Origin of the sequence: Streptomyces sulfonofaciens, assembly GCF_014656295.1 — a bacterium.
GTDB classification, from domain to species: Bacteria; Actinomycetota; Actinomycetes; order Streptomycetales; family Streptomycetaceae; genus Streptomyces; species Streptomyces sulfonofaciens.
Genome location: NZ_BNCD01000018.1, coordinates 1 through 19,751 on the forward strand (window position 1 = coordinate 1; position 19,751 = coordinate 19,751).

Here is a 19,751-nt window from a genome sequence, read left to right on the forward strand (position 1 = left end):
CCAACTACTACACCGAACTCACAAAACCCCAGGTCACCACCACAGTCTGAGTTCTCCACCGAACCCGGGGCGGTTCACTGGCTCGTACTCCTCCCAGCGGGGCAGGGATGCGGCTTTGGTGCGCCCTTTGGGCGGCACGAACGGTGAAGGGACGAACTCCTACCTCAGCCGATCGAACGTCAGCGGCTGACCGTCCAACACTGCCGTGCGTAGCAGGTTCGAAAGTAGCTCGGCATCGTGCTCGGCGACGCTGGTGCGGTCGACCGCCTCCTGGGCGCGGGCAGCCTCGTACGCAAGCTTCTCCTCGCGGGCCTTTCGCTTGGCCTTGGCCTCGGCGGCCTTCCGCGTCTTCTCTCGTTCTCTGGCCTGCCGCGCGAGTTCTCGTGCGTAAGGGTCGTTCCCGCCCGCCGCTGTTCGCCCCCAGCTCAGTGCGTGATCACTGGATCGGAACCTTCCGCAGTATCCCGCACCGGGTTCGGCGGCGTCAGCAGGGACTTGGGAAAGCGTCCACTGCCGTGCCCTCGCCGCCGACCGCGACTGAGCACACTCCGTTCAGTTCACCCAGAGACCGCCTACTGGTGGGTCGATAGAGGTGACCTTGCGGGCGTACCCACCGGCTCCCGGGAGCCAGCTTCCGACTCGGCTCCCAAACGGCTCCCAAGATGACCTCAGGAACCACTCAGGGGCCCGACCCGCCAAGCGGATCAGGCCCCTGACCTGGTACTACTCTGTCGGGGTGGCGGGATTTGAACCCACGACCTCTTCGTCCCGAACGAAGCGCGCTGCCAAGCTGCGCTACACCCCGAGTGTCGCCGCTCTCGCGGCGACATCGTTTACTTTAGCCCACCGCGGGCCCCAGACGAAATCCGGTTTCGGCGGGGCGGGAGGTGCGGGGTGCGTGGGTTCCAGGTGGTCGGGTGGGGAGGGCGGGCGGGGTCAGCCGCGGCGCTCCACCAGTGTGAGCAGCGTTGCCTCCGGGGGGCAGGCGAAGCGGACCGGGGTGTAGCGGTTGGTGCCGCAGCCCGCGGAGACGTGGAGGTAGGCGCGGTGGTCGGCCGACTCGTGGGTGGAGAGGCCGCGGGCGCGGTCGGTGTCCAGGTCGCAGTTGGTGACCAGGGCGCCGCGGAAGGGGATGCGGAGCTGGCCACCGTGGGTGTGGCCGGCGAGGATCAAGGGGTAGCCCTCGGCGGTGAAGGCGTCGAGTACGCGCAGGTAGGGGGCGTGGACTATCGCCATCGAGAAGTCGGTGCCGGCTTCCGGGCCACCGGCCACCTGTGCGTGCCGGTCGCGCTTGATGTGGGGGTCGTCCAGGCCGGTGAGGCCGATCTCCATGCCGTCGATCTTGAGTGAGCCCCTGGTGTTGGTCAGGTTCAGCCAGCCCGCCGCGTCGAAGCCGTCCCGCAGGTCCTCCCACGGGTTGTGGACGGCGCCCACGGCGGGTGGGTTGCCGTTCAGTCCGTGCTTGCGCTGAGCTTTCTCGACGAGGTACCGGGCCGGGTTGCGCAGCTTGGGGCCGTAGTAGTCGTTCGAGCCGAAGACGTACGCCCCCGGGTACTCCATGAGGGGGCCGAGCGCGTCGAGGGCCTCGGGGACGCCCTCCGGGTCGGAGAGGTTGTCCCCGGTGTTGATCACGAAGTCCGGGCGGAGGCCGGCCAGGGACTGCAGCCACCGCCGTTTCTTGCGCTGGCCGCACACCATGTGGATGTCGGAGACCTGGAGCACGCGCAGGGGGCCCATGCCGGGGGGCAGTACCGGGACGGTGATCCTCCGCAACCGGAACGAACGGGCCTCGAAGCCCGCCGCGTAGAGCAGACCGGCGGCGCCGACCGCCGTGATTCCCAGGGGTACTCCGTATAGCGCGCGCATACGTCCATCGTGTCAGACCCGGCGGGTACTCTCGCCACTCGTACAGGCGGGTGGGTGCGCAGAGGGTGATCGTGCGGGGGCGACGGGGGTGCGTTCGTCCCGTGTGGCTACTCACGAGTAATGAGCTGCCTGGAAATCATTCGGCGGCCTGTTCCCCTTACCTGCGACAATCTGGCCATGACCACGCTCAAGTCGAAGCTGCAGGAAGACCTCACCGCGGCGATCAAGGAGCGCGACGAGCTGCGCTCCTCGACGCTCCGGCTGACCCTCTCGGCGATCACCAACGAAGAGGTTGCCGGGAAGAGCGCGCGTGAGCTCTCCGACCAGGAAGTGCAGAAGGTGATCACCCGCGAGGCGAAGAAGCGGCGGGAGGCCGCCGAGGCCTTCGCGAAGGGCGGCCGCCCCGAGCAGGCCGAGCGGGAGAAGGCGGAGGGCGAGGTGCTCGCCGCGTATCTGCCCAAGCAGCTCTCGGACGAGGAACTGGAGCAGATCGTCGCCGCGGCGGTCGCGGAGGCGGTGGGCGCCGGAGCTGAGGGGCCGCGCGCCATGGGCCAGGTCATGAAGATCGTGAACCCGAAGGTGGCGGGCCAGGCGGAGGGCGGCCGGGTCGCCGCCGTCGTCAAGCGGCTTCTCGCGGAGTGACGGTTCCGGGGGTGCCCCCCGGTTCCCCGGGAGCCCGGTTCAGGGTGTGAGGGGCGTACACGTCCCTCACACCCCGGAGCTTCAGGCTCCGGAACCAACCTCATGCCCCGGGCTGAAGTTCCGGGCTGAAGTTCCCGGCTCACGTCCCGGGGTCGAGCCCCGGAACCGCGCGCCACGGAACCGTGTCCCAGAACCTCACGCCCACGGGCCGAAGCTCAGGGGCAAAGTCGACCAGCCATAGCCGAGCAGCCGGAGCCCACGGACCGAAGCCGATGAGCCGTAGCCGACGGGCGGAAGCCGACGGGCCGAAGCCCGACGGACCGGCCGAAGCCGACAGACCGGAGAGCCGACTGACCGAGTCGAAGGAAACGGACCGGGCGGAAGCCAACGGACCGGGCCGAAGCCGATGGGCCGACCCAAGCCGATGGGCCGACCGAAGCGGAGCGGCTGACCGAAGCTGACAGGCCGGCCCAAGCCAACAGGCCGACCCAAGCCGTGACCCAAGCCAACGGGCCGACCCAAGCCGTGGCCCAAGCTGACAGGCCGGCCCAAGCAAACGGGCCGGCCCAAACCAACAGGCCGGCCCAAGCCAACAGGCCGGCCCAAGCCAACAGGCCGGCCCAAGCCAACAGGCCGGCCCAAGCCGTGGCCCCTCAGCCTTGCGGCCAGCCTCCGTTCCCGCCGTTCGCCTGTCCGTTTCCGCCCGTGCCTCCGTCGGTCGGGCCGCCGTCCGTCATACCGCCGTTCGTCAGGCCTCCGTCGGTCAGCCCGCCGTTGCCCGCGCCTCCGTCGGTCAGCCCGCCGTCCGTCGTTCCGCCCGTGGGGCCGCCGTTGGCCGCCCCGCCGTTGCCCATGCCGCCGATGAAGTCGGGCGGGAGGGGCGGGGTGCCGCCGCGGCCGGGCTTGTCGCCGCCCTTGTGGCTGCCGTGGGGCTTGTCGCCGCCGTCGGGGATGTTGACCAGGTTGAAGTTCAGGGCCGGCTTGCCCACCAGGGCGCCGCTGACCGCGTCCTTCCAGATCGGGCCCGGTGTGTCCTCACCGAAGACCTTGGCGTGCGGGACGCCGCCGATCGTGATGTTGAACATCTTCCGCTTGTGCGCGGGGTCGCCGACCCAGACCGCGCCGGAGATGTTCGGCGTGTAGCCGACGAACCAGGCGGCGTACCGGCTGTCCGTGGTGCCCGTCTTGCCCGCGCTCGGGCGGTCGCTCAGGCCCGCCTCCTTGCCCGTGCCGTCCTCCACCACGCCGTTGAGGAGCGTGTTGATGGTGTCCGCGGTCTTCTCGGACATCGCGCGCGTGCAGGTCGACTTCGGCACCGGGATCGACTTCTTGTCCGGGCCGGTGATCGACTCGATGGCGATCGGGGTGCAGTACGTGCCACGGGAGGCGAACGTGGCGTAGGCGCTCGCCATGGTCAGCGGTGACATCTCCTGGGCGCCCAACGCGATCGACGGCGTCTGGAGCATCTCCTGGCCATCGGCACGGGACACGCCCATCTTGCCCGCCATCTTGAGCACCGGGCAGATCCCGACGTCCTTGATGAGCTTCACGTAGTAGGTGTTGACCGACTTGGCGGTCGCCTCCTTCATGGCCATCGTGCCGTGCTCGGAGGTGTTCTCGTTGGTGAGGGTGGTGCCGTCGGTGTTCACCCACTGCTTGCCGTCGCACTTCGGGACGGGGCTCGGGTAGGGCATCTCGTACGGCGAGTCGTACGTCCTCGTCGCCGGTATGCCCCCTTCGATGGCGGCCGCGGCGACGATCGGCTTGAACGTCGAACCCGGCTGGTACCCGGCACCGCCGCCCATGTCGTGGTTGACCGACAGGTTGATCTGGGTGTCGTTGCCCTTGAAGCCGTACGGTCGCGACTGGCCCATGCCGAGGATCTTGCCGGTGCCCGGCTGGACGAGGGTGACGGCGGTGGCCACCTCGTCGGAGCTGTAGACGTGCTTCTTGACCGAGTCCTGGACGCTCTCCTGGGCCTTCGGGTCCAGCGTGGTGCGGATCGTCAGGCCGCCGCGGTTCCAGAGCTTCGAGCGCTCCTCCTGGGTCTTGCCGAAGACCGGGTCGGTGAGGAACACGTCGCGCACGTAGTCGCAGAAGAAGCCGGCGCCCTTGACGGCGGTGATGCAGCCGTTCTCCGGCTTGCTGACCTTCAGGCCCAGCGGCTTCTTCTTGGCCGCGTCCGCGTCCGCCTGGGAGACGTCGCCGACGTCGGCCATGCGCTGCAGCACCACGTTGCGCCGCTGGATGGCCTCGTCCGGGTCGTTCACCGGGTCGTAGCGGCTCGGCGACTGGACGATGCCGGCCAGCAGTGCCGACTCGCCCAGGTCGAGGTCCTTGGCGTGCTTGGAGAAGTACCGCTGGGAGGCGGCCTCGATGCCGTAGGCCTGCTGCCCGAAGAACGTGATGTTCAGGTAGTTCCCCAGGATCCGCTTCTTGCCCAGCTTCTCCTCGACCTGGATCGCGTACTTCAGCTCCTTGACCTTGCGGCCCAGGGTCTGCTGGGTGGCCTGCGCGACCTTGGTGGGGTCGTCGCCCGCCTCCTCCACGAAGACGTTCTTCACGTACTGCTGGGTGAGGGTGGACGCACCCTGCGCGACGCCGCCGCTCTGCGCGTTCTGGTTGAGCGCGCGCAGCACGCCCTTGAGGTCGATCGCCCCGTGCTGGTAGAAGCGCGAGTCCTCGATGGCGACGATCGCCTTCTGCATGAACGGCGAGATGTCCTTCAAGGGGACGACGGTGCGGTCGCGCGAGTAGACCGCCGCGATCTGACCGCCGTTCGCGTCCAGGATGGTGGTGCGCTGGCTCAGCGGCGGGCGCTTCAGATTGGCCGGTATGTCGTCGAACCCCTCGACCGAGCCCTTGGCCGCGAGGCCGAGTGCGCCTGCCGCGGGCAGGGCGATGCCCGCCATCACGGCCCCCGCCAGCACGCTGACGCCGAGGAACTTCGCGGCCTGTTGAACCGGCGACAGCCCGCCGCCCCCGCCCGAGCGCTTGTTTGCCATGGGGACAGCCTAATCCGTGGGCGGGGGCAGTCCGGGCGGTGAGGACCTCTCCCGGCGTCGGGTGGCCGGATCGTGATGCCTTGGCCCTTGGCCCTTGCCGCGGCGGGGGCCCGGGAGGCGCCGGCCCCTCCGGGCGCGCCCCCGCAGCGGGGACGTTCGCACCCGGGCTGGGACGGTCGCCCGCGAGCGACCCCGCCCGCGGGTGAACGGGGAGTTCGCTTGCGAACGGAAGGTTCGCGTGCGGGCTGGGACGTTCACGGGCGACCGCGGGCGTTCGCGTTCGACCGCGGGCGTTCGCGGCGGGCGGGGACGTTCGCACCCGGGCGGGGACGTTCGCATTCGCCGGACAGACCGGTATCCCTTGGCCTAAGCTGCTCTCAACTGTCACAGCAGTGGTGTGGCGCATCACACTCTCCGCCGTCCCTGGATCCGGCCGGGACCCGGCCCGGTACTCCCGTCCCCCGACCATTGCGGACCACCGCGACCGCCCTGCGGACCGTCGAGCCGTTCGAGGCCGCGTGTCCGTGCTTGTAGCTGATTGCGCCTTATGTACTGGTCTCCGCTTCGGAGAGTCGAGCGGGACTGCCCTGGTTTGCCAGGATGATCATTTATGTCCTCAGCTCACTCCGTTGGGTGATCTGCCGCGTACGCATAGTCCGTTCGGACCATTCAAGATTGGGCCCGAGGGGGGTGTTGCGCTCTGCCCACCTTCCGTAACGTCCTCAACTGGCTGCGGTGAATATGCCGCTGCCGCCGTGGGGGAGCCTCGATTCGGGAGAGGACGGCGCCGGTATGGGCTGGGTGACCGACTGGAGTGCGCAGGCTGCCTGTCGCACGACCGATCCGGACGAACTTTTCGTGCAGGGAGCAGCGCAGAACAGGGCAAAAGCAGTGTGCACCGGCTGTCCGGTGCGGACGGAGTGCCTGGCCGACGCGCTGGACAACCGCGTCGAGTTCGGCGTGTGGGGGGGGATGACGGAGCGGGAGCGCCGTGCACTGCTGCGCCGGCGGCCGACCGTCACCTCTTGGCGCAGACTGCTGGAGACCGCGCGTACGGAGTACGAGCGTGGCGCCGGCCTGTTGCCGCTGGAAGCGGAGGACGAGACCTTCGAAGACGTGTACGAGAGGTACGCGGCGGTCGGCTGAGGAGCGCCCGGCGCCCGTCCCCCTCTTGGCGTTGCACAGTCGGCTGAAGGGATTCGTCGCGCTGGGGCTCGGCCCTGCGCGCGTATGCGCTCGGGCATCTAGCGTGCTGCGCTCGGGCACCCACACGTGTCGCCCGGGCACCGGTTGAGCTGTGGGCTGCCCTTTCGGGCCGCTCTCGTTCCCGCTCGTGGCTCGCTTCCGCCCGAGCGCCGTCCGCCCGAGCGCCGTCCGCCCGTGGGTCTCTGTGTTGAGGGCGCCGCCGTCCGGGGTGGGTCCCGCGGTGGTCGTGTACGGGCCGGTGTGTTCCCGTCGGGCGTTCGTGCGCCCATGCGAACCGTCTCGCCGGGGTCCGAGAACTCCCGCTCGCGTGCCCTGTGCCGTCCCGTACTGCTCAGCCTGCTCAGCGTGCCGCCCCTACTGCTACTGCCATTGCTCAGCGACCGTTCTCCGTCGAGCCCGAGCCGCCCTCTCCGGCCGGACGAGGACCCGAGTCCGCCTTCGCGGATCAGCCTCCCGGGGTCTTTGGCGGCCGGGCTGCCAGGCGGTCACCGATGTCCCGCAGCCCAGCGAGGTCGTGCACATCGCCGGGCAGGGCCGCCACTTCGGTCATCGACACCTCCGGATGCAGGGCCGCGAAACGCTCACGGGTGCGCTGCTCGCGCGCCAGCAACCGCATGCGCTCGGCATGCAGCTTCAACAACCCCGACGTCAGATGATCCACGGCCTGCTGGTCGCGGGTGCCGTTCGGACGGGAGGATCCGGAGGGGGAGCGGGAACCGGAGGATGAGTCGGATCCGGAGGATGAGTCGGATCCGGAGGGGGAGCCGGATCCGGAAGTGACGCCGGAGGTACGATCCTCAGCTTTCCCTTCCGGCCGGTCCGCTATGCCCTCCGGGCGGTCCATTTCCATATCGGTCTCGTCGACCACCTGGCCATCGGCCTCGTCGAGTACCTCCGCGGCGGTCTCGGCGGTCTCGGCGGTCTCGTCGAGTGCGCTCGCACCGGCCTCGTCGAGGTCCTCCGCGGCGGTCTCGTCCAGTGCCTCCGCGGCGGCCGTGGCGCGCTCCGCGGACAGGTGGGCGGCGCCGCTCCCGTGCACGCGGTTCAGTACCAGGCCGGCCAGCGGCATCCGTTCCGCGGCGAGCCGCTCCACGAAGTACGCGGCCTCCCGCAGCGCGTCCCGCTCCGGTGCGGCCACCACCAGGAACGCCGTGCCGGGCGCCTGCAGAAGGCGGTACGTGGCGTCCGCACGGGTGCGGAAACCGCCGAACATGGTGTCCATCGCCGCCACGAACGTCTGCACGTCCCGCAGTAGCTGGCCGCCGAGCAGTTTGCCCAGGGCGCCGGTCATCATCGACATGCCGACGTTCAGGAACTTCATGCCCGCACGGCCGCCGACCTTGGCCGGGGCCATCAGCACCCGGATCAGCTTGCCGTCCAGGAACGAGCCGAGCCGCTTGGGCGCGTCGAGGAAGTCGAGCGCGGAGCGGGACGGAGGGGTGTCCACGACGATCAGGTCCCACTCGTCGCGCGCCCGTAGCTGGCCCAGCTTCTCCATCGCCATGTACTCCTGCGTACCGGCGAAACCGGCGGACAGGGACTGGTAGAACGGGTTCTCAAGGATCGCGCGGGCCCGGTCCCCGTCCGCATGCGCCTCGACGATCTCGTCGAAGGTGCGCTTCATGTCGAGCATCATCGCGTGCAGTTCGCCGCCGGCGGTGTCGTCGATGCCCTTGACCCGGCGCGGGGTGTTGTCGAGCGAGTCGATGCCCATCGACTGGGCCAGTCTGCGCGCCGGGTCGATGGTGAGCACCACCACCCTGCGGCCACGCTCCGCGGCCCGCAGCCCCAGCGCGGCAGCCGTGGTGGTCTTGCCGACGCCACCGGAGCCGCAGCACACCACGATGCGGGTCTGCGGATCGTCAAGCAGCGGATCGACATCCAGGCCGCGGATGGGAACGGGGCTCTCCTCGGACGGCGTCCCCTGCGTGCGCGGCGTCATGAGATCCCCTGCCTCCGCAGTCGAGTGGCGAGCTGGAAGAGTCCTGCCATGTCCATGCCCTCGGCGAGCAGGGGCAGTTCGTGCAGCGGCAGGCCCAGCTCGGCGAGAACGGTGCGCTGGTCCCGCTCCAGCGCATGACGGGCCGCGTACTCGTCGGCCTGGCCGAGCAACGGGGTGACCAGGCGGTCCGCGCCGCCGCCGCGGCGTGCCCCGCCCAGGCCCGCCGCCGACAGCGATCTGGCGACGGCCGCGCGCGGGACACCCTCCCGCACCAGGGCGAGCGAGGTCTCGTCGAGCAGGGTGGGCCGGACCATGTTCACGATGATCCGGCCGGTGGGGAGGCGGGCGGCGCGCAGCTCCGCGATGCCGTCCGCGGTCTCCTGGACGGGCATCTCCTCCAGGAGCGTCACCAGGTGCACCGCCGTCTCCGGTGACTTCAGGACCCTCATCACGGCCTGCGCCTGATTGTGTATCGGCCCGATCCTGGCGAGACCCGCCACCTCGTCGTTGACGTTCAGGAAGCGGGTCAGGCGGCCGGTGGGCGGGGCGTCCATGATCACGTAGTCGTACGCGAAGCGGCCGCGCTTGTCCTTGCGGCGGACGGCCTCGCAGGCCTTGCCGGTGAGCAGCACATCACGCAGGCCGGGAGCGATCGTGGTGGCGAAGTCGATCGCACCGAGTTTCTTCAGCGCGCGGCCCGCGCCACCCAGCTTGTAGAACATCTGGAGGTAGTCCAGCAGGGCCAGCTCGGGGTCGATGGCCAGCGCGAACACCTCGCCGCCGCCCGGGGCGACGGCGATCCTCCGCTCCTCGTACGGGAGCGCTTCCGTCTCGAAGAGCTGTGCGATGCCCTGCCGGCCCTCCACCTCGACCAGAAGGGTGCGCCGACCCTCGGTCGCGAGGGCGAGCGCGAGGGCTGCGGCGACCGTGGTCTTGCCGGTACCGCCCTTGCCACTGACGACCTGGAGCCTGCTCACGTATTCGAGCCTAACCAGTGCCGCGCCGGCGTACGCAGGTGGCCGCCCTTCCTGTGGACAACCCGGCCGGCACCGCGGCGTGCGGCACCGGGCGCCAGGCGCACGCCAGGTGCCGTACGCCGGGCAGGGACTACCGCCCGCCGGCGGGCGGGCGCCTGCTGCGGAGTGCGGGTTCATCCCAACACTCCTCCATGTCGAGTCCCGCTTCGGTTCCCGCCCGCACCGGATCCCCTCCGTTGCGCCGACGAGGGGAACGGAGGCGGCGGCGGAGGCGCTTTGCGGATGAGGAGCACGGACGAGGAGCGCGGAGGAGATTGCGGACGAGGAGCGCGGAGGAGATTGCGGACGAGGAGCGCGGAGAAGAGTGCGGAGGAGATCGCGGAGGACGGCGTGGACGGAGGGGCTGCGGATCGGGGCGTGGACGCAGGGGTGCGGACGAGGTGTTGCGCACGGGCGCCGGTGGCCGGCGCCGGTTGTCCACAGGCGAATACGGGCCGTGGCATGCAACGGCTACAGTCGGCCCATGACCAAGTGGGAATACGCAACCGTGCCGCTGCTCGTCCACGCCACCAAGCAGATCCTGGACACCTGGGGCGAGGATGGCTGGGAGCTCGTCCAGGTGGTGCCCGGGCCCAATGCGGAGCAGCTCGTGGCCTATCTGAAGCGGGAGAAGCAGGCGTGAGCGGCGCCGTGGAGGCGCGGCTCGCCGAGCTGGGCCTTGCCCTGCCCCAGGTCGTGCCCCCGCTCGCCGCCTACCAGCCCGCCGTCAGGTCCGGCGCCTATGTGTACACGGCCGGCCAGCTCCCCATGGTGGACGGCAAGCTGCCGGCCACCGGGAAGGTCGGCGCCGAGGTCACGGGGGAGCAGGCCAAGGAACTCGCCGCCACCTGCGCGTTGAACGCCCTGGCGGCGGTCAAGACCGTCGCCGGTGACCTGGACCGCATCGCCCGCGTGGTGAAGGTCGTCGGCTTCGTCGCCTCCGCCCCCGACTTCACGGCCCAGCCCGCCGTGGTCAACGGCGCCAGCGAGCTGCTCGGCGCGGTCCTGGGCGACAAGGGCGTCCATGCGCGCAGCGCGGTGGGCGTGGCGGTGCTGCCGCTGGACGCACCGGTGGAGGTGGAGATCCAGGTCGAGCTGACGGAGGACTGAGGCATCCGGCTGCGGGCTGCGGGCTGCGGGTGGCGGGCGGCGGGTGGCCACACGGTCCGTCTGCGACGGACACGTGCGAAGCCGCCCGACCGCCCGACCGCCCGGAGCCGCCAGGTCCGCAGGCGGGGTCGAACATTCGGGCGTGACCGGGTTAGCCTCCGAGCATGGCTTCTGGGCAGTGGTACCCACCGGAGTGGCCCGGGCGCATCAGGGCCCTGGCGAGTGGCAGCCTGACCGTCAGCACACCGCGGCGGGCCGCCACGGTCATGCTGCTGAGGGACGCCCCCGTGGCAGAGGTCCCCGCAGCGGACGCCTCCGTTGCGGACGCCCCTGCGGTGGGTGCCCCCGCGGCTGGTTCCGGGACGGAGGCCGCCGCCCGGCTCACCGTCCACATGCTCCGCCGCCGTACGACCATGCCGTTCGCCGGCGGTGCCTACGCCTACCCGGGAGGCGGCGTCGACCCGCGCGACGACGACGTCCTGGTCGGCTGGGCCGGACCGTCGCGGGAGCAGTGGGCGGTACGGCTCGGGGTCGACGAGGCCGCCGCACAGGCCATCGTGTGCGCCGCCGTCCGCGAGACGTTCGAGGAGGCGGGCGTGCTGCTCGCCGGACCCGCTCCGGACGCCGTGGTCGGTGACATCACCGGAGCCGACTGGGAGGCGGACCGCGCGGCGCTGGTCGCCCACGAGCTGTCGTTCGCGCAGTTCCTGGAGCGCCGCGGCCTGCTGCTCCGCTCCGACCTGCTGGGCGCCTGGGCCCGCTGGATCACCCCCGAGTTCGAGCCGCGGCGCTATGACACCTGGTTCTTCGTGGCGGCGCTCCCCACGGGCCAGCGCACGGCCGGCACGTCCGACGAGGCCGACCGCACGGTGTGGATCGCCCCCTCCGAGGCCGCCGCGCGCTACGACCGGGGCGAGCTGCTGATGCTCCCGCCGACCATCGCGGCCCTGCGCGAGCTGGCCGGCCACTCCACCGTGGACGAGGTCCTCGGGGCCGCGTCCGGCCGCGACCTCACACCGGTGCTCGCCCGCGCCCGCCTGGAGGACGACGAGGTGGTGCTCAGTTGGCCGGGCCACGAGGAGTTCACCAGGCGCCTGCCCGCGCACGCGCCGGGGGAGGGTTCGGCATGAGCGACGCCGCCGCCCTGCCCGGCCGGCCGCGCGGCGGCGCGGCGCGCTCCGGTGCCGCCACGGCCCGGACGGTCAACGTGCTGGCGCCGAACCCCTCCGCGATGACGCTGGACGGCACCAACACCTGGATCGTCTCCGAGCCGGACTCCGAGCTCGCCGTGGTGATCGACCCGGGTCCGCTGGACGAGGGCCATCTGCGACGGGTGGTGGACTCCGCGGGGGAGGCCGGCAAACGGGTCGCACTGACCCTGCTCACACACGGGCACGCGGACCACTCCGCCGGCGCGGCGAGGTTTGCCGAGCTGACGGGCACCAAGGTGCGCGCTCTGGACCCCGGCCTGCGGCTCGGCGACGAGGGCCTGCAGACGGGTGACGTCATCGGGGTGGGCGGGCTGGAGATGTACGTGATCCCCGCCCCGGGGCACACGGCCGACTCGCTCTGCTTCCATCTGCCCGCCGACCGGGCCGTACTGACCGGGGACACCGTCCTCGGGCGCGGCACCACCCTCGTCGCCCACCCGGACGGGCGGCTCGGCGACTACCTGGACTCGCTGCGCAGGCTGCGCTCCATGACCGTCGACGACGGCGTGAGCGTGGTGCTCCCGGGCCACGGTCCGGTCCTGGACGACGCGCAGGGCGCCGTCGAGTACTACCTCGCGCACCGCGCCAGCCGTCTCGCCCAGGTGGAGACCGCCGTCGAGAACGGCCACCGCACGCCCTCGGAGGTGGTGGCCCACGTCTACGCGGACGTGGACCGCTCCCTGTGGCCGGCCGCGGAGCTCTCGGTGCGGGCCCAGTTGCAGTACCTGACAGAGCACGGGCTCATCCCGTAGGCCGTAAGGCCGTAGGCGGGCTCGTAGGGCTCGTAGGGCTCGTCCCGGGGTGAAGCGGGCGGGTCGCTTCCATGGAGAGGTGCGCGCGGTTTCCCCCCGGGAAGTGTGCGCCTGGTCCCGTCAGGGACACCGGCCGTCGGCCACAGGTGCGACTCCGTGCGCTTCAAGTGCTCCAGGCGCTCGGTGCGCTGGGTGCTCAGAACGGCGCCCAGGGCGGCGCGGTGCTGCCGTCCACCGGGCCGCTCCCGTCTGCGGGCCGCTTCCGGCCGCCGGGCCACGGCGGGGTGCCGGGCCACTCCGGCGTGCGTCAGCGCGACCGCTTGGCCAGCCGCTCCACGTCCAGCAGGATCACCGCACGGGCCTCAAGGCGCAGCCAGCCGCGGCCGGCGAAGTCGGCCAGGGCCTTGTTGACCGTCTCGCGCGAGGCGCCGACCAACTGGGCCAGCTCCTCCTGGGTGAGGTCGTGCACCACGTGGATGCCTTCCTCGGACTGCACGCCGAAGCGCCGCGACAGGTCGAGCAGCGCACGGGCGACACGGCCCGGCACATCCGAGAAGACCAGGTCGGACATCTGGTCGTTGGTCTTGCGCAGGCGCCGCGCCACGGCACGCAGCAGGGCGGAGGCCACCTCCGGGCGGGCGTTCAGCCAGGGCAGGAGGTCGCCGTGGCCGAGACCGAGGAACTTCACCTCGGTGAGGGCGGTGGCGGTCGCGGTGCGCGGGCCCGGGTCGAAGAGCGACAGCTCGCCGATCAGCTCACCGGGGCCGAGCACGGCCAGCATGTTCTCCCGGCCGTCGGGGGAGGTGCGGTGCAGTTTGACCTTGCCCTCGGTGACCACGTAGAGACGGTCGCCGGGGTCGCCCTCGTGGAAGAGCGCGTCGCCGCGTGCGAGGGTCGTCTCGCTCATGGAAGCGCGCAGCTCCGCGGCCTGCTCGTCATCGAGCGCGGCGAAGAGCGGGGCGCGCCGCAGAACGTCGTCCACGAGTTCTCTCCTTGTAGACCTGCGTCAGTGGTGCGTCGGGATCGGCATACAGGGGTTCCTGCTCCCCATTGTGCTGGACAGTCCAAACAGTGTGATCAGTCACAAGTCTGCCGTACCGGCGCGGCATGCTGTGCGGGAGGGGGCCAATTGGGGGCTGATCCCCGAGGGCCGGGGCGGATGTCGGTGGGTGGCTTTAGGCTGGCCGGGTGTCCAAATAGCCGGTGGGAGCACAGGCCGAAGAGGCCGAGCTGGCAGGTGTGCGCACGATTCCGCTGTGGGCGAACACACCCGCCGCACTCACCGGACCGTGCAAGCAAGGCGAATCCGGCACCGCGGGCGGAAGCGGATACGGAGGCGGAGGCAGGAACAGCGGTGAAATCGGTGAAGACATCACAACCGGTGGACGACGGACCGTCGGCGCAGCCCGCCGGGGAGCCCGCGGGAGAGGGCTCGGACGCGTCCGGGCCGACCGCCGGGGCCGCGAAGCGCACCAAGGCCCGCGCCGCCGGTACCGCGCGCCCGCCGACACCCGCCGGGGCGGTGCGGGCCGAGTCGCACACCGCACTGGTGCGGCGTGCGCGGCGGATCAACAGGGCCCTGGCCGAGGTGTACCCGTACGCGCACCCGGAGCTCGACTTCGAGAACTCCTACCAGCTCCTGCTCGCCACGGTGCTCTCCGCCCAGACCACCGACCTGAGGGTCAACCAGACGACCCCGCGCCTCTTCGCCGCCTACCCCACCCCCGAGGACCTGGCCGCGGCCAACCCCGAGGAGGTCGAGGAGCTGATCAGGCCGACCGGCTTCTTCCGGGCCAAGACGAAGTCGATCATAGGAATCGCCACCGCGCTGCGGGACGAGTTCGGCGGCGAGGTCCCGGGCACCCTGGAGGAGCTCGTCAAGCTCCCCGGCGTGGGCCGCAAGACCGCGTTCGTGGTGCTCGGCAACGCGTTCGGTGTCCCCGGGATCACCGTCGACACGCACTTCGGTCGGCTGGTGCGCCGCTGGAAGTGGACCGACGAGACCGATCCCGACAAGGTCGAGGCGGCCGTCGGCGCGCTCTTCCCCAAGCGTGAGTGGACGATGCTCTCGCACCACGTGATCTTCCACGGCCGCCGTATCTGCCACTCCCGCAAGCCCGCCTGCGGCGCCTGCCCGATCGCCCCGCTCTGCCCCGCGTACGGAGAGGGCGAGATGGACCCGGAGAAGGCGAAGAAGCTGCTCAAGTACGAGAAGGGCGGGATGCCGGGCCAGCGCCTGAAGCCTCCCGCGGGCTATCTGGAGGCCGGCGGCATTCCCGCGTCCCCGCTGGGCTCCGCATGACGAGCGGCCACGAGACGGCCCGCGCCGGCGGACGCGAGACGGCCCGGAGCCGGGGTCAGGAGTCGCCCCGGAGCCGGAGCCACGAAGCACTCCGGAACCAGGGCCACGAAGCACTCCGGAACCAGAGCCACGAAGCACTCCAGAACCAGAGCCACGAAGCGCCCCGGAGCCAGGGCCGTGAATCGGCCCGAAGCCGGGATCAGGAAGCGGCCCGGGCCCGCCCCGCTGCCGGTCGGGCCGGGTCCGACACCGGGCAGAGCGGGACCGACTCCGGTCGGGCCGGGTCCGGCGCCGGGCAGGTCCGGCCCGATGCCGGGCAGGCGGACGCGCACAGAGGTGCGCAGGGGAGCGGGCGCCGTGCGCCGGCGCACGCGCCTGTCCCCACCCTCGTCCCGGACACCGTGGACGTCCGTACCGAGGGCCTGCCCGCCTGGCTGGACCCGGTCCTACAGGCCGTGAAGACCGTCGAGCCGGCGCAACTGAGCCGATTCCTGCCGCCGGAGGACGGGGCGGGGCGGCAGTCGGCCGTTCTGATCCTGCTCGGCGAGGGGGAGCGCGGGCCCGAGCTGCTGCTGACGGAGCGGGCGGGCTCGCTGCGCTCGCACGCCGGACAGCTCTCGTTCCCCGGCGGCTCCCTCGACCCGGCGGACGGCGACCCGGCCGGGGCCGGACCGATACGCGCGGCCCTGCGCGAGGCCCAGGAGGAGACCGGTCTCGATCCGCGCGGTGTGCAGGTCTTCGGTGTGCTGCCGAAGCTCTACATCCCGGTGAGCGGCTTCGTCGTCACCCCGGTGCTCGGCTGGTGGCGCGACCCGAGCCCCGTGGGTGTGGTGGACCCGGGCGAGACCGCCCGGGTCTTCACGGTTCCCGTGGCGGATCTCACGGATCCGGAGCATCGCGCCATGGCGGTTCACCCGCGTGGCCACAAAAGTCCGGTGTTCCTCGTGGAATCGGCCGTGGTCTGGGGTTTTACTGCCGGAGTGATCGACAGGATCCTGCACTACGCCGGCTGGGAACGGCCCTGGAACCGGGAGAGGCTGGTCCCGCTCGAACATCACGCATGACAAGGTAGGCCGACAGGCGCACAGCAGGAGCCAGAGCCGTGGAGCCGATGGGCGCGCAGCAGAGCGAGCCGTGCAGCGGTGCGGCGGCAGGCAGGGAGCAGCAGGCAGTGAGCGGTGAGGAGCACAGGGCCGGCGGTGGTCACGGGCACCGTGCGGCCGGCGGCGAGGCAAGGCGGGGCTTGCAACGGTGAACGTACTCGACTACCTGCTGCTGGCCGCCGCCGTCTGGTTCGCGTGGGTCGGCTACCGGCAGGGCTTCGTCGTGGGCATCCTGTCGGTGATGGGGTTCCTGGGCGGCGGCCTGATCGCCGTCTACTCCCTCCCCGTCCTGTGGGACAGCATCACCCATGACGCGAGCGTGAGCACCTCCGCGGCCGTCGTCGCGGTCGTCCTGGTGATCGTCTGCGCCTCCGTGGGCCAGGCATTCACCACGCACCTCGGCAACAAGCTGCGGCGCCACATCACCTGGTCGCCCGCCCGCGCCGTCGACGCGACGGGCGGCGCCCTGGTGAACACCGTGGCGATGCTGCTGGTGGCCTGGCTGATCGGCTCGGCGCTCGCGGGCACCACGCTGCCGACGCTGGGCAAGGAGGTACGGGACTCCAAGGTGCTCCTCGGGGTGTCCCGGGCGCTGCCCGCGCAGGCCGACACCTGGTTCGCCGACTTCTCCTCGGTCCTCGCGCAGAACGGTCTGCCGCAGGTCTTCAGCCCGTTCGCCAACGAGCCCATCCACGAGGTGCAGCCTCCCGACCCGGCGCTCGAAGGCAGTCCCGTCGCCGCGCAGGCCAAGCAGTCCATCGTCAAGGTCGTCGGCACCGCGCCCGGCTGCGGGAAGGTGCTCGAAGGCAGCGGCTTCGTCTTCGCGCCGCGCCGGGTGATGACCAACGCCCATGTCGTGGGCGGTGTGGACGAGCCCACCGTGCAGATAGGGGGTGAGGGCCGCCTGCTGGACGCCAAGGTCGTCCTCTACGACTGGCGGCGGGACATCGCCGTCCTCGACGTGCCCGGCCTGGACGCGCCCGCGCTCACGTTCTCCGGAACCGACGCGACCACCGGCAGCAGCGCGATCGTCGCCGGCTTCCCCGAGAACGGCGGGTACGACGTGCGTTCCGCGCGGGTCCGCGGCCGGATCGCGGCGAACGGTCCGGACATCTACCATCGCGGCACCGTGCGACGCGATGTGTACTCGCTGTACGCGACCGTGCGCCAGGGGAACTCCGGCGGCCCGCTGCTCACCCCGGACGGCAAGGTCTACGGCGTGGTCTTCGCCAAATCGCTCGACGACCCCGACACCGGGTACGCGCTGACCGCCGACGAGATCCGGCCGGACATCACCACAGGGCGCACCGCGAACCAGGAGGTCGACAGCCAGGGGTGCGCGCTCTGACCACAGGCGTGCGCGCTCGGTGCGGGTGTCTGCTCCAGCCTCCGGCACCCGTGCTGGGGCCGGGGGCGTGTGTTCCCGTCCCGGGCGCGCGCTCTGAGCGCGGGGTGTGTGCTTCAGCCTCGGGCATGCGTCTGGGCGCGGGTGTGCGCTGTGCGTATGCGCCGGGGTGCACTCCGGGTGAGCGCGCCCTGCGCCAGAGGGGTGCGCCGCGGAGGGCGTGGGTGCGCCGCGTACGGTTCGCCCGCGCGGTGCGGTGCTCAGCCCCGGGTGTGGCGTAGCCGTGCCGACACCCAGCGCGCCCTGCGCCGCAGGATGCGGGGGATGCCGATGGCCTCCGAAGAGGGCCCGTGACCCTCGTCCGGGGGGCCGCCGCGCAGAGCGTTCAGCGTGGCGGCCGAGCGGCGATTGCTTGCTACGTCACTGTAGTCGTGCCTCCAGCCCATACCGGGACGTCTGCCCGGACCTCATGGTCGGTAACCTCCCCCGTACCCCCCGATCGGCCTATGCGCCCGGCACATGGCAGCACCGTCCTACGGACCGCCGCCGAGGGCGTACCGTACGTGTCCGCGGGCCGGGGCCCGGGGGCGGCGCCGGTCCGGTCAGGGGCCCCTACCGGTCCGGTTCCGGATCGCGCAGCCACCCCACCAGCTCCGTCGAGAAGCCCATCGGGTCCTCCTCGTGCGGGAAGTGCCCGAGCCCGTCGAAGAGCCGCCAGCGGTAGGGCGCCTCGACGTACTCGCCGGATCCCGCCGCGCTCCTGGTCCGCATCACCGGATCGAGGGACCCGTGCAGATGCAGCGTCGGCACCCGCACCGGACGCTTCATCCGCCGGTTGAACTGGATGCCGTCGGGCCGCGCCAACGACCGCACCATCCACCGGTACGGCTCGATCGAGCAGTGCGCCGTCGACGGGATGCAGATCGCGCGCCGGTAGACGTCCACGGCGTCGTCGTCGGGCAGCCGGGGCCCTGACCACTCCCGGATCAGCCGCCCCACCAGCGCTCCACCGTCCGCCACCAACTGCCGCTCGGGCACCCAGGGCCGCTGGAAGCCCCAGATGTGGGAACCCGCCGACGTCTGCTTGAGGTCGGAGAGCATCGCCGAACGCCACCGCCGTGGATGCGGCATGGACGAGACGGCGAGCCGCCGCACCAGCTTGGGCCGCATCACCGCCGCCGTCCACGCCAGGTAGCCGCCGAGGTCATGACCGACCAGTGCCGCGTCGGGCTCGCCCAGGGACCGTACGACGCCGGTGATGTCCAGGGCGAGGTTCGCCGGGTCGTAGCCGCGGGGCGTGCGGTCGCTGCCGCCCACACCGCGCAGGTCCATCGCCACCGCACGGAAACCGCCCTCTGCCAGCGCCACCAGTTGGTGCCGCCAGGTCCACCAGAACTGCGGGAACCCGTGCAGCAGCAGGACGAGCGGGCCCTCGCCGAGCTCCGCGATGTGGAAGCGCGCACCGTTGGCGGCCACGTCGCGGTGGGTCCAAGGGCCGTCGATGCGTACCGCGGTGGCGGGCGGGGCCGAGGGTGTGGCGGGGTCGGTCATGAGGATGAGCGTGCCACAGTCGGCCTCTCTTCGATGGCCGGGTGCTCGGCGTCCCGCGCGGGGGTCACGGAGCGCGGGTGCGGTTTGACGTTGCCCAGGACCGCGGCGGTCTCCTTCGCCGAGGCGATCGCCTTCTGGGGGCCGTGGCCGCGCCGGGCCTTCTTCATGAACACCGTGCCGATCAGCGCGAACAGCCCGGCCACCAGCACGTTGGCGGCGAACGACAGCAGGAAGCAGACCGACAGGTGCCAGCCGCTCCAGGCCTGGATGCCGTAGGCGAGGGCGAAGTTCAGCATCGGCAGGGAGAAGACCAGCAGCACCCCGGCCGCGGTGTACGCGCCGCCGCTGACCGCGCCGCGCTTGACGTCCTGTCGCAACTGGGCCTTGGCCAGCGCGATCTCGTCGTGCATCAGGGCGGACAGTTCGCCGGTCGCCGTCGCCACCAGCGCGCCGAGGCTGCGCTCGGCGCCGACGGGCTCGTCGGATGCGGATGCGCTCATCGGGTTCTCCCTCTGCGTCGTCGTACTGTGTTCGTCCGGGTCGGGGGCGGCGCGGACGGGTCCGCCCGCCACCCGTTCGTGGGCCGCCGGCCCGCTGCCGTCGGCCCCACGGCCTGCCGCCATCGGCCCACGGTCTGCTGCCGCTGGTTTGCGGCCACCACCGTGATCCGCCGGCCTCGTGCCGTGGTCCACGGGCCGCC

The 19,751-nt window shown here is 71.5% G+C and carries 17 protein-coding genes and 1 tRNA gene; 9 read left to right on the plus strand and 9 right to left on the minus strand.

What is annotated here, in order from left to right; translation table 11 throughout:
- Positions 1-731: 731 nt before the first annotated feature.
- Both IE313_RS25585 and IE313_RS25590 read right to left on the minus strand, forming a co-directional pair.
- Positions 732-805: transfer RNA gene (locus tag IE313_RS25585), tRNA-Pro, on the minus strand.
- A gap of 131 nt (positions 806-936) precedes the next feature.
- Positions 937-1,866 (minus strand): metallophosphoesterase, encoded by a 930-nt coding sequence (locus tag IE313_RS25590; protein WP_189936196.1) that lies wholly within the window; start codon positions 1,864-1,866, stop codon positions 937-939.
- A gap of 177 nt (positions 1,867-2,043) precedes the next feature.
- Between IE313_RS25590 and IE313_RS25595 the strand changes: the two genes are divergently transcribed.
- Positions 2,044-2,508, plus strand: a complete 465-nt coding sequence (locus IE313_RS25595; RefSeq protein ID WP_189936198.1) for a GatB/YqeY domain-containing protein — start codon at positions 2,044-2,046, stop codon at positions 2,506-2,508.
- A 653-nt stretch (positions 2,509-3,161) separates the two neighbouring features.
- On the opposite strand, the gene IE313_RS25600 is transcribed toward IE313_RS25595, so the two are convergent.
- Entirely contained in the window at positions 3,162-5,513 is a 2,352-nt protein-coding gene (locus IE313_RS25600; RefSeq protein ID WP_189936200.1) for a transglycosylase domain-containing protein, read from the minus strand.
- A 792-nt stretch (positions 5,514-6,305) separates the two neighbouring features.
- Here IE313_RS25600 and IE313_RS25605 point away from each other — a divergent pair.
- Positions 6,306-6,659, plus strand: a complete 354-nt coding sequence (locus tag IE313_RS25605) for a WhiB family transcriptional regulator (RefSeq protein ID WP_189936202.1) — start codon at positions 6,306-6,308, stop codon at positions 6,657-6,659.
- 505 nt (positions 6,660-7,164) lie between these two features.
- Here the strand turns inward: IE313_RS25605 and bagB are convergent.
- Together bagB and bagA are read right to left on the minus strand one after the other, a co-directional pair.
- The gene (gene bagB / locus IE313_RS25610; protein ID WP_189936204.1) at positions 7,165-8,661 is read right to left on the minus strand and encodes an ATPase BagB; all 1,497 of its coding nucleotides are present in this window, start codon (positions 8,659-8,661) and stop codon (positions 7,165-7,167) included.
- Entirely contained in the window at positions 8,658-9,638 is a 981-nt protein-coding gene (bagA, locus tag IE313_RS25615; RefSeq protein ID WP_189936206.1) for an ATPase BagA, read from the minus strand. Before bagA ends, bagB begins: the two co-directional genes overlap by 4 nt.
- A 523-nt stretch (positions 9,639-10,161) precedes the next feature.
- On the opposite strand from bagA, the gene sp36 reads away from it, so the two are divergent.
- The 4 genes from sp36 (at position 10,162) to IE313_RS25635 (ending at position 12,750) form a co-directional block, all read left to right on the plus strand.
- The gene (sp36, locus tag IE313_RS25620) at positions 10,162-10,320 is read left to right on the plus strand and encodes a Sp36 family protein (protein WP_071828754.1); all 159 of its coding nucleotides are present in this window, start codon (positions 10,162-10,164) and stop codon (positions 10,318-10,320) included.
- Entirely contained in the window at positions 10,317-10,787 is a 471-nt protein-coding gene (locus tag IE313_RS25625; protein WP_189936208.1) for a RidA family protein, read from the plus strand. Before sp36 ends, IE313_RS25625 begins: the two co-directional genes overlap by 4 nt.
- A 164-nt stretch (positions 10,788-10,951) precedes the next feature.
- On the plus strand, positions 10,952-11,917 hold the full coding sequence (locus IE313_RS25630) for an NUDIX hydrolase (protein WP_189936210.1): 966 nt from the start codon (positions 10,952-10,954) through the stop codon (positions 11,915-11,917).
- Positions 11,914-12,750 (plus strand): MBL fold metallo-hydrolase, encoded by an 837-nt coding sequence (locus tag IE313_RS25635; RefSeq protein ID WP_189936211.1) that lies wholly within the window; start codon positions 11,914-11,916, stop codon positions 12,748-12,750. The genes IE313_RS25630 and IE313_RS25635 overlap by 4 nt, the downstream gene beginning before the upstream one ends.
- A 307-nt stretch (positions 12,751-13,057) precedes the next feature.
- Here IE313_RS25635 and IE313_RS25640 read toward each other — a convergent pair whose 3' ends face one another.
- A complete protein-coding gene (locus IE313_RS25640) occupies positions 13,058-13,732 on the minus strand; it encodes a Crp/Fnr family transcriptional regulator (protein WP_189936214.1) in 675 nt (224 codons plus the stop codon).
- Positions 13,733-13,987: 255 nt separating this feature from the next.
- Between IE313_RS25640 and nth the strand changes: the two genes are divergently transcribed.
- From nth to IE313_RS25655, 3 genes are all read left to right on the plus strand, one after another.
- Complete coding sequence (nth, locus tag IE313_RS25645) at positions 13,988-15,052, plus strand: endonuclease III (protein ID WP_373317064.1); 1,065 nt, start codon at positions 13,988-13,990, stop codon at positions 15,050-15,052.
- Positions 15,053-15,453: 401 nt separating this feature from the next.
- On the plus strand, positions 15,454-16,116 hold the full coding sequence (locus IE313_RS25650; RefSeq protein WP_189936216.1) for an NUDIX hydrolase: 663 nt from the start codon (positions 15,454-15,456) through the stop codon (positions 16,114-16,116).
- Positions 16,117-16,303: 187 nt separating this feature from the next.
- Positions 16,304-17,503, plus strand: a complete 1,200-nt coding sequence (locus tag IE313_RS25655) for a MarP family serine protease (RefSeq protein ID WP_189936218.1) — start codon at positions 16,304-16,306, stop codon at positions 17,501-17,503.
- A gap of 257 nt (positions 17,504-17,760) precedes the next feature.
- Here IE313_RS25655 and IE313_RS35495 read toward each other — a convergent pair whose 3' ends face one another.
- The 3 genes from IE313_RS35495 to IE313_RS25665 form a co-directional block, all read right to left on the minus strand.
- Positions 17,761-17,946 carry a hypothetical protein gene (locus IE313_RS35495; protein ID WP_229924948.1) on the minus strand — a complete coding sequence of 62 codons (186 nt, stop codon included), beginning with the start codon at positions 17,944-17,946 and terminating at the stop codon, positions 17,761-17,763.
- A 166-nt stretch (positions 17,947-18,112) separates the two neighbouring features.
- A complete protein-coding gene (locus tag IE313_RS25660; protein ID WP_189936220.1) occupies positions 18,113-19,051 on the minus strand; it encodes an alpha/beta fold hydrolase in 939 nt (312 codons plus the stop codon).
- Positions 19,048-19,551, minus strand: coding sequence for a phage holin family protein (locus IE313_RS25665; RefSeq protein ID WP_189936221.1), 504 nt, complete (start codon positions 19,549-19,551; stop codon positions 19,048-19,050). The genes IE313_RS25660 and IE313_RS25665 overlap by 4 nt, the downstream gene beginning before the upstream one ends.
- Positions 19,552-19,751: the final 200 nt, after the last annotated feature.

Coding starts and splice junctions, on each gene's coding strand:
- IE313_RS25590 (WP_189936196.1), bottom strand. CDS start 1,866: ATGCGCGCGCTATACGGAGTACCCCTGGGAATCACGGCGGTCGGCGCC.
- IE313_RS25595 (WP_189936198.1), top strand. CDS start 2,044: ATGACCACGCTCAAGTCGAAGCTGCAGGAAGACCTCACCGCGGCGATC.
- IE313_RS25600 (WP_189936200.1), bottom strand. CDS start 5,513: ATGGCAAACAAGCGCTCGGGCGGGGGCGGCGGGCTGTCGCCGGTTCAA.
- IE313_RS25605 (WP_189936202.1), top strand. CDS start 6,306: ATGGGCTGGGTGACCGACTGGAGTGCGCAGGCTGCCTGTCGCACGACC.
- bagB (WP_189936204.1), bottom strand. CDS start 8,661: ATGACGCCGCGCACGCAGGGGACGCCGTCCGAGGAGAGCCCCGTTCCC.
- sp36 (WP_071828754.1), top strand. CDS start 10,162: ATGACCAAGTGGGAATACGCAACCGTGCCGCTGCTCGTCCACGCCACC.
- IE313_RS25630 (WP_189936210.1), top strand. CDS start 10,952: ATGGCTTCTGGGCAGTGGTACCCACCGGAGTGGCCCGGGCGCATCAGG.
- IE313_RS25635 (WP_189936211.1), top strand. CDS start 11,914: ATGAGCGACGCCGCCGCCCTGCCCGGCCGGCCGCGCGGCGGCGCGGCG.
- IE313_RS35495 (WP_229924948.1), bottom strand. CDS start 17,946: ATGGGCTGGAGGCACGACTACAGTGACGTAGCAAGCAATCGCCGCTCG.
- IE313_RS25660 (WP_189936220.1), bottom strand. CDS start 19,051: ATGACCGACCCCGCCACACCCTCGGCCCCGCCCGCCACCGCGGTACGC.
- IE313_RS25665 (WP_189936221.1), bottom strand. CDS start 19,551: ATGAGCGCATCCGCATCCGACGAGCCCGTCGGCGCCGAGCGCAGCCTC.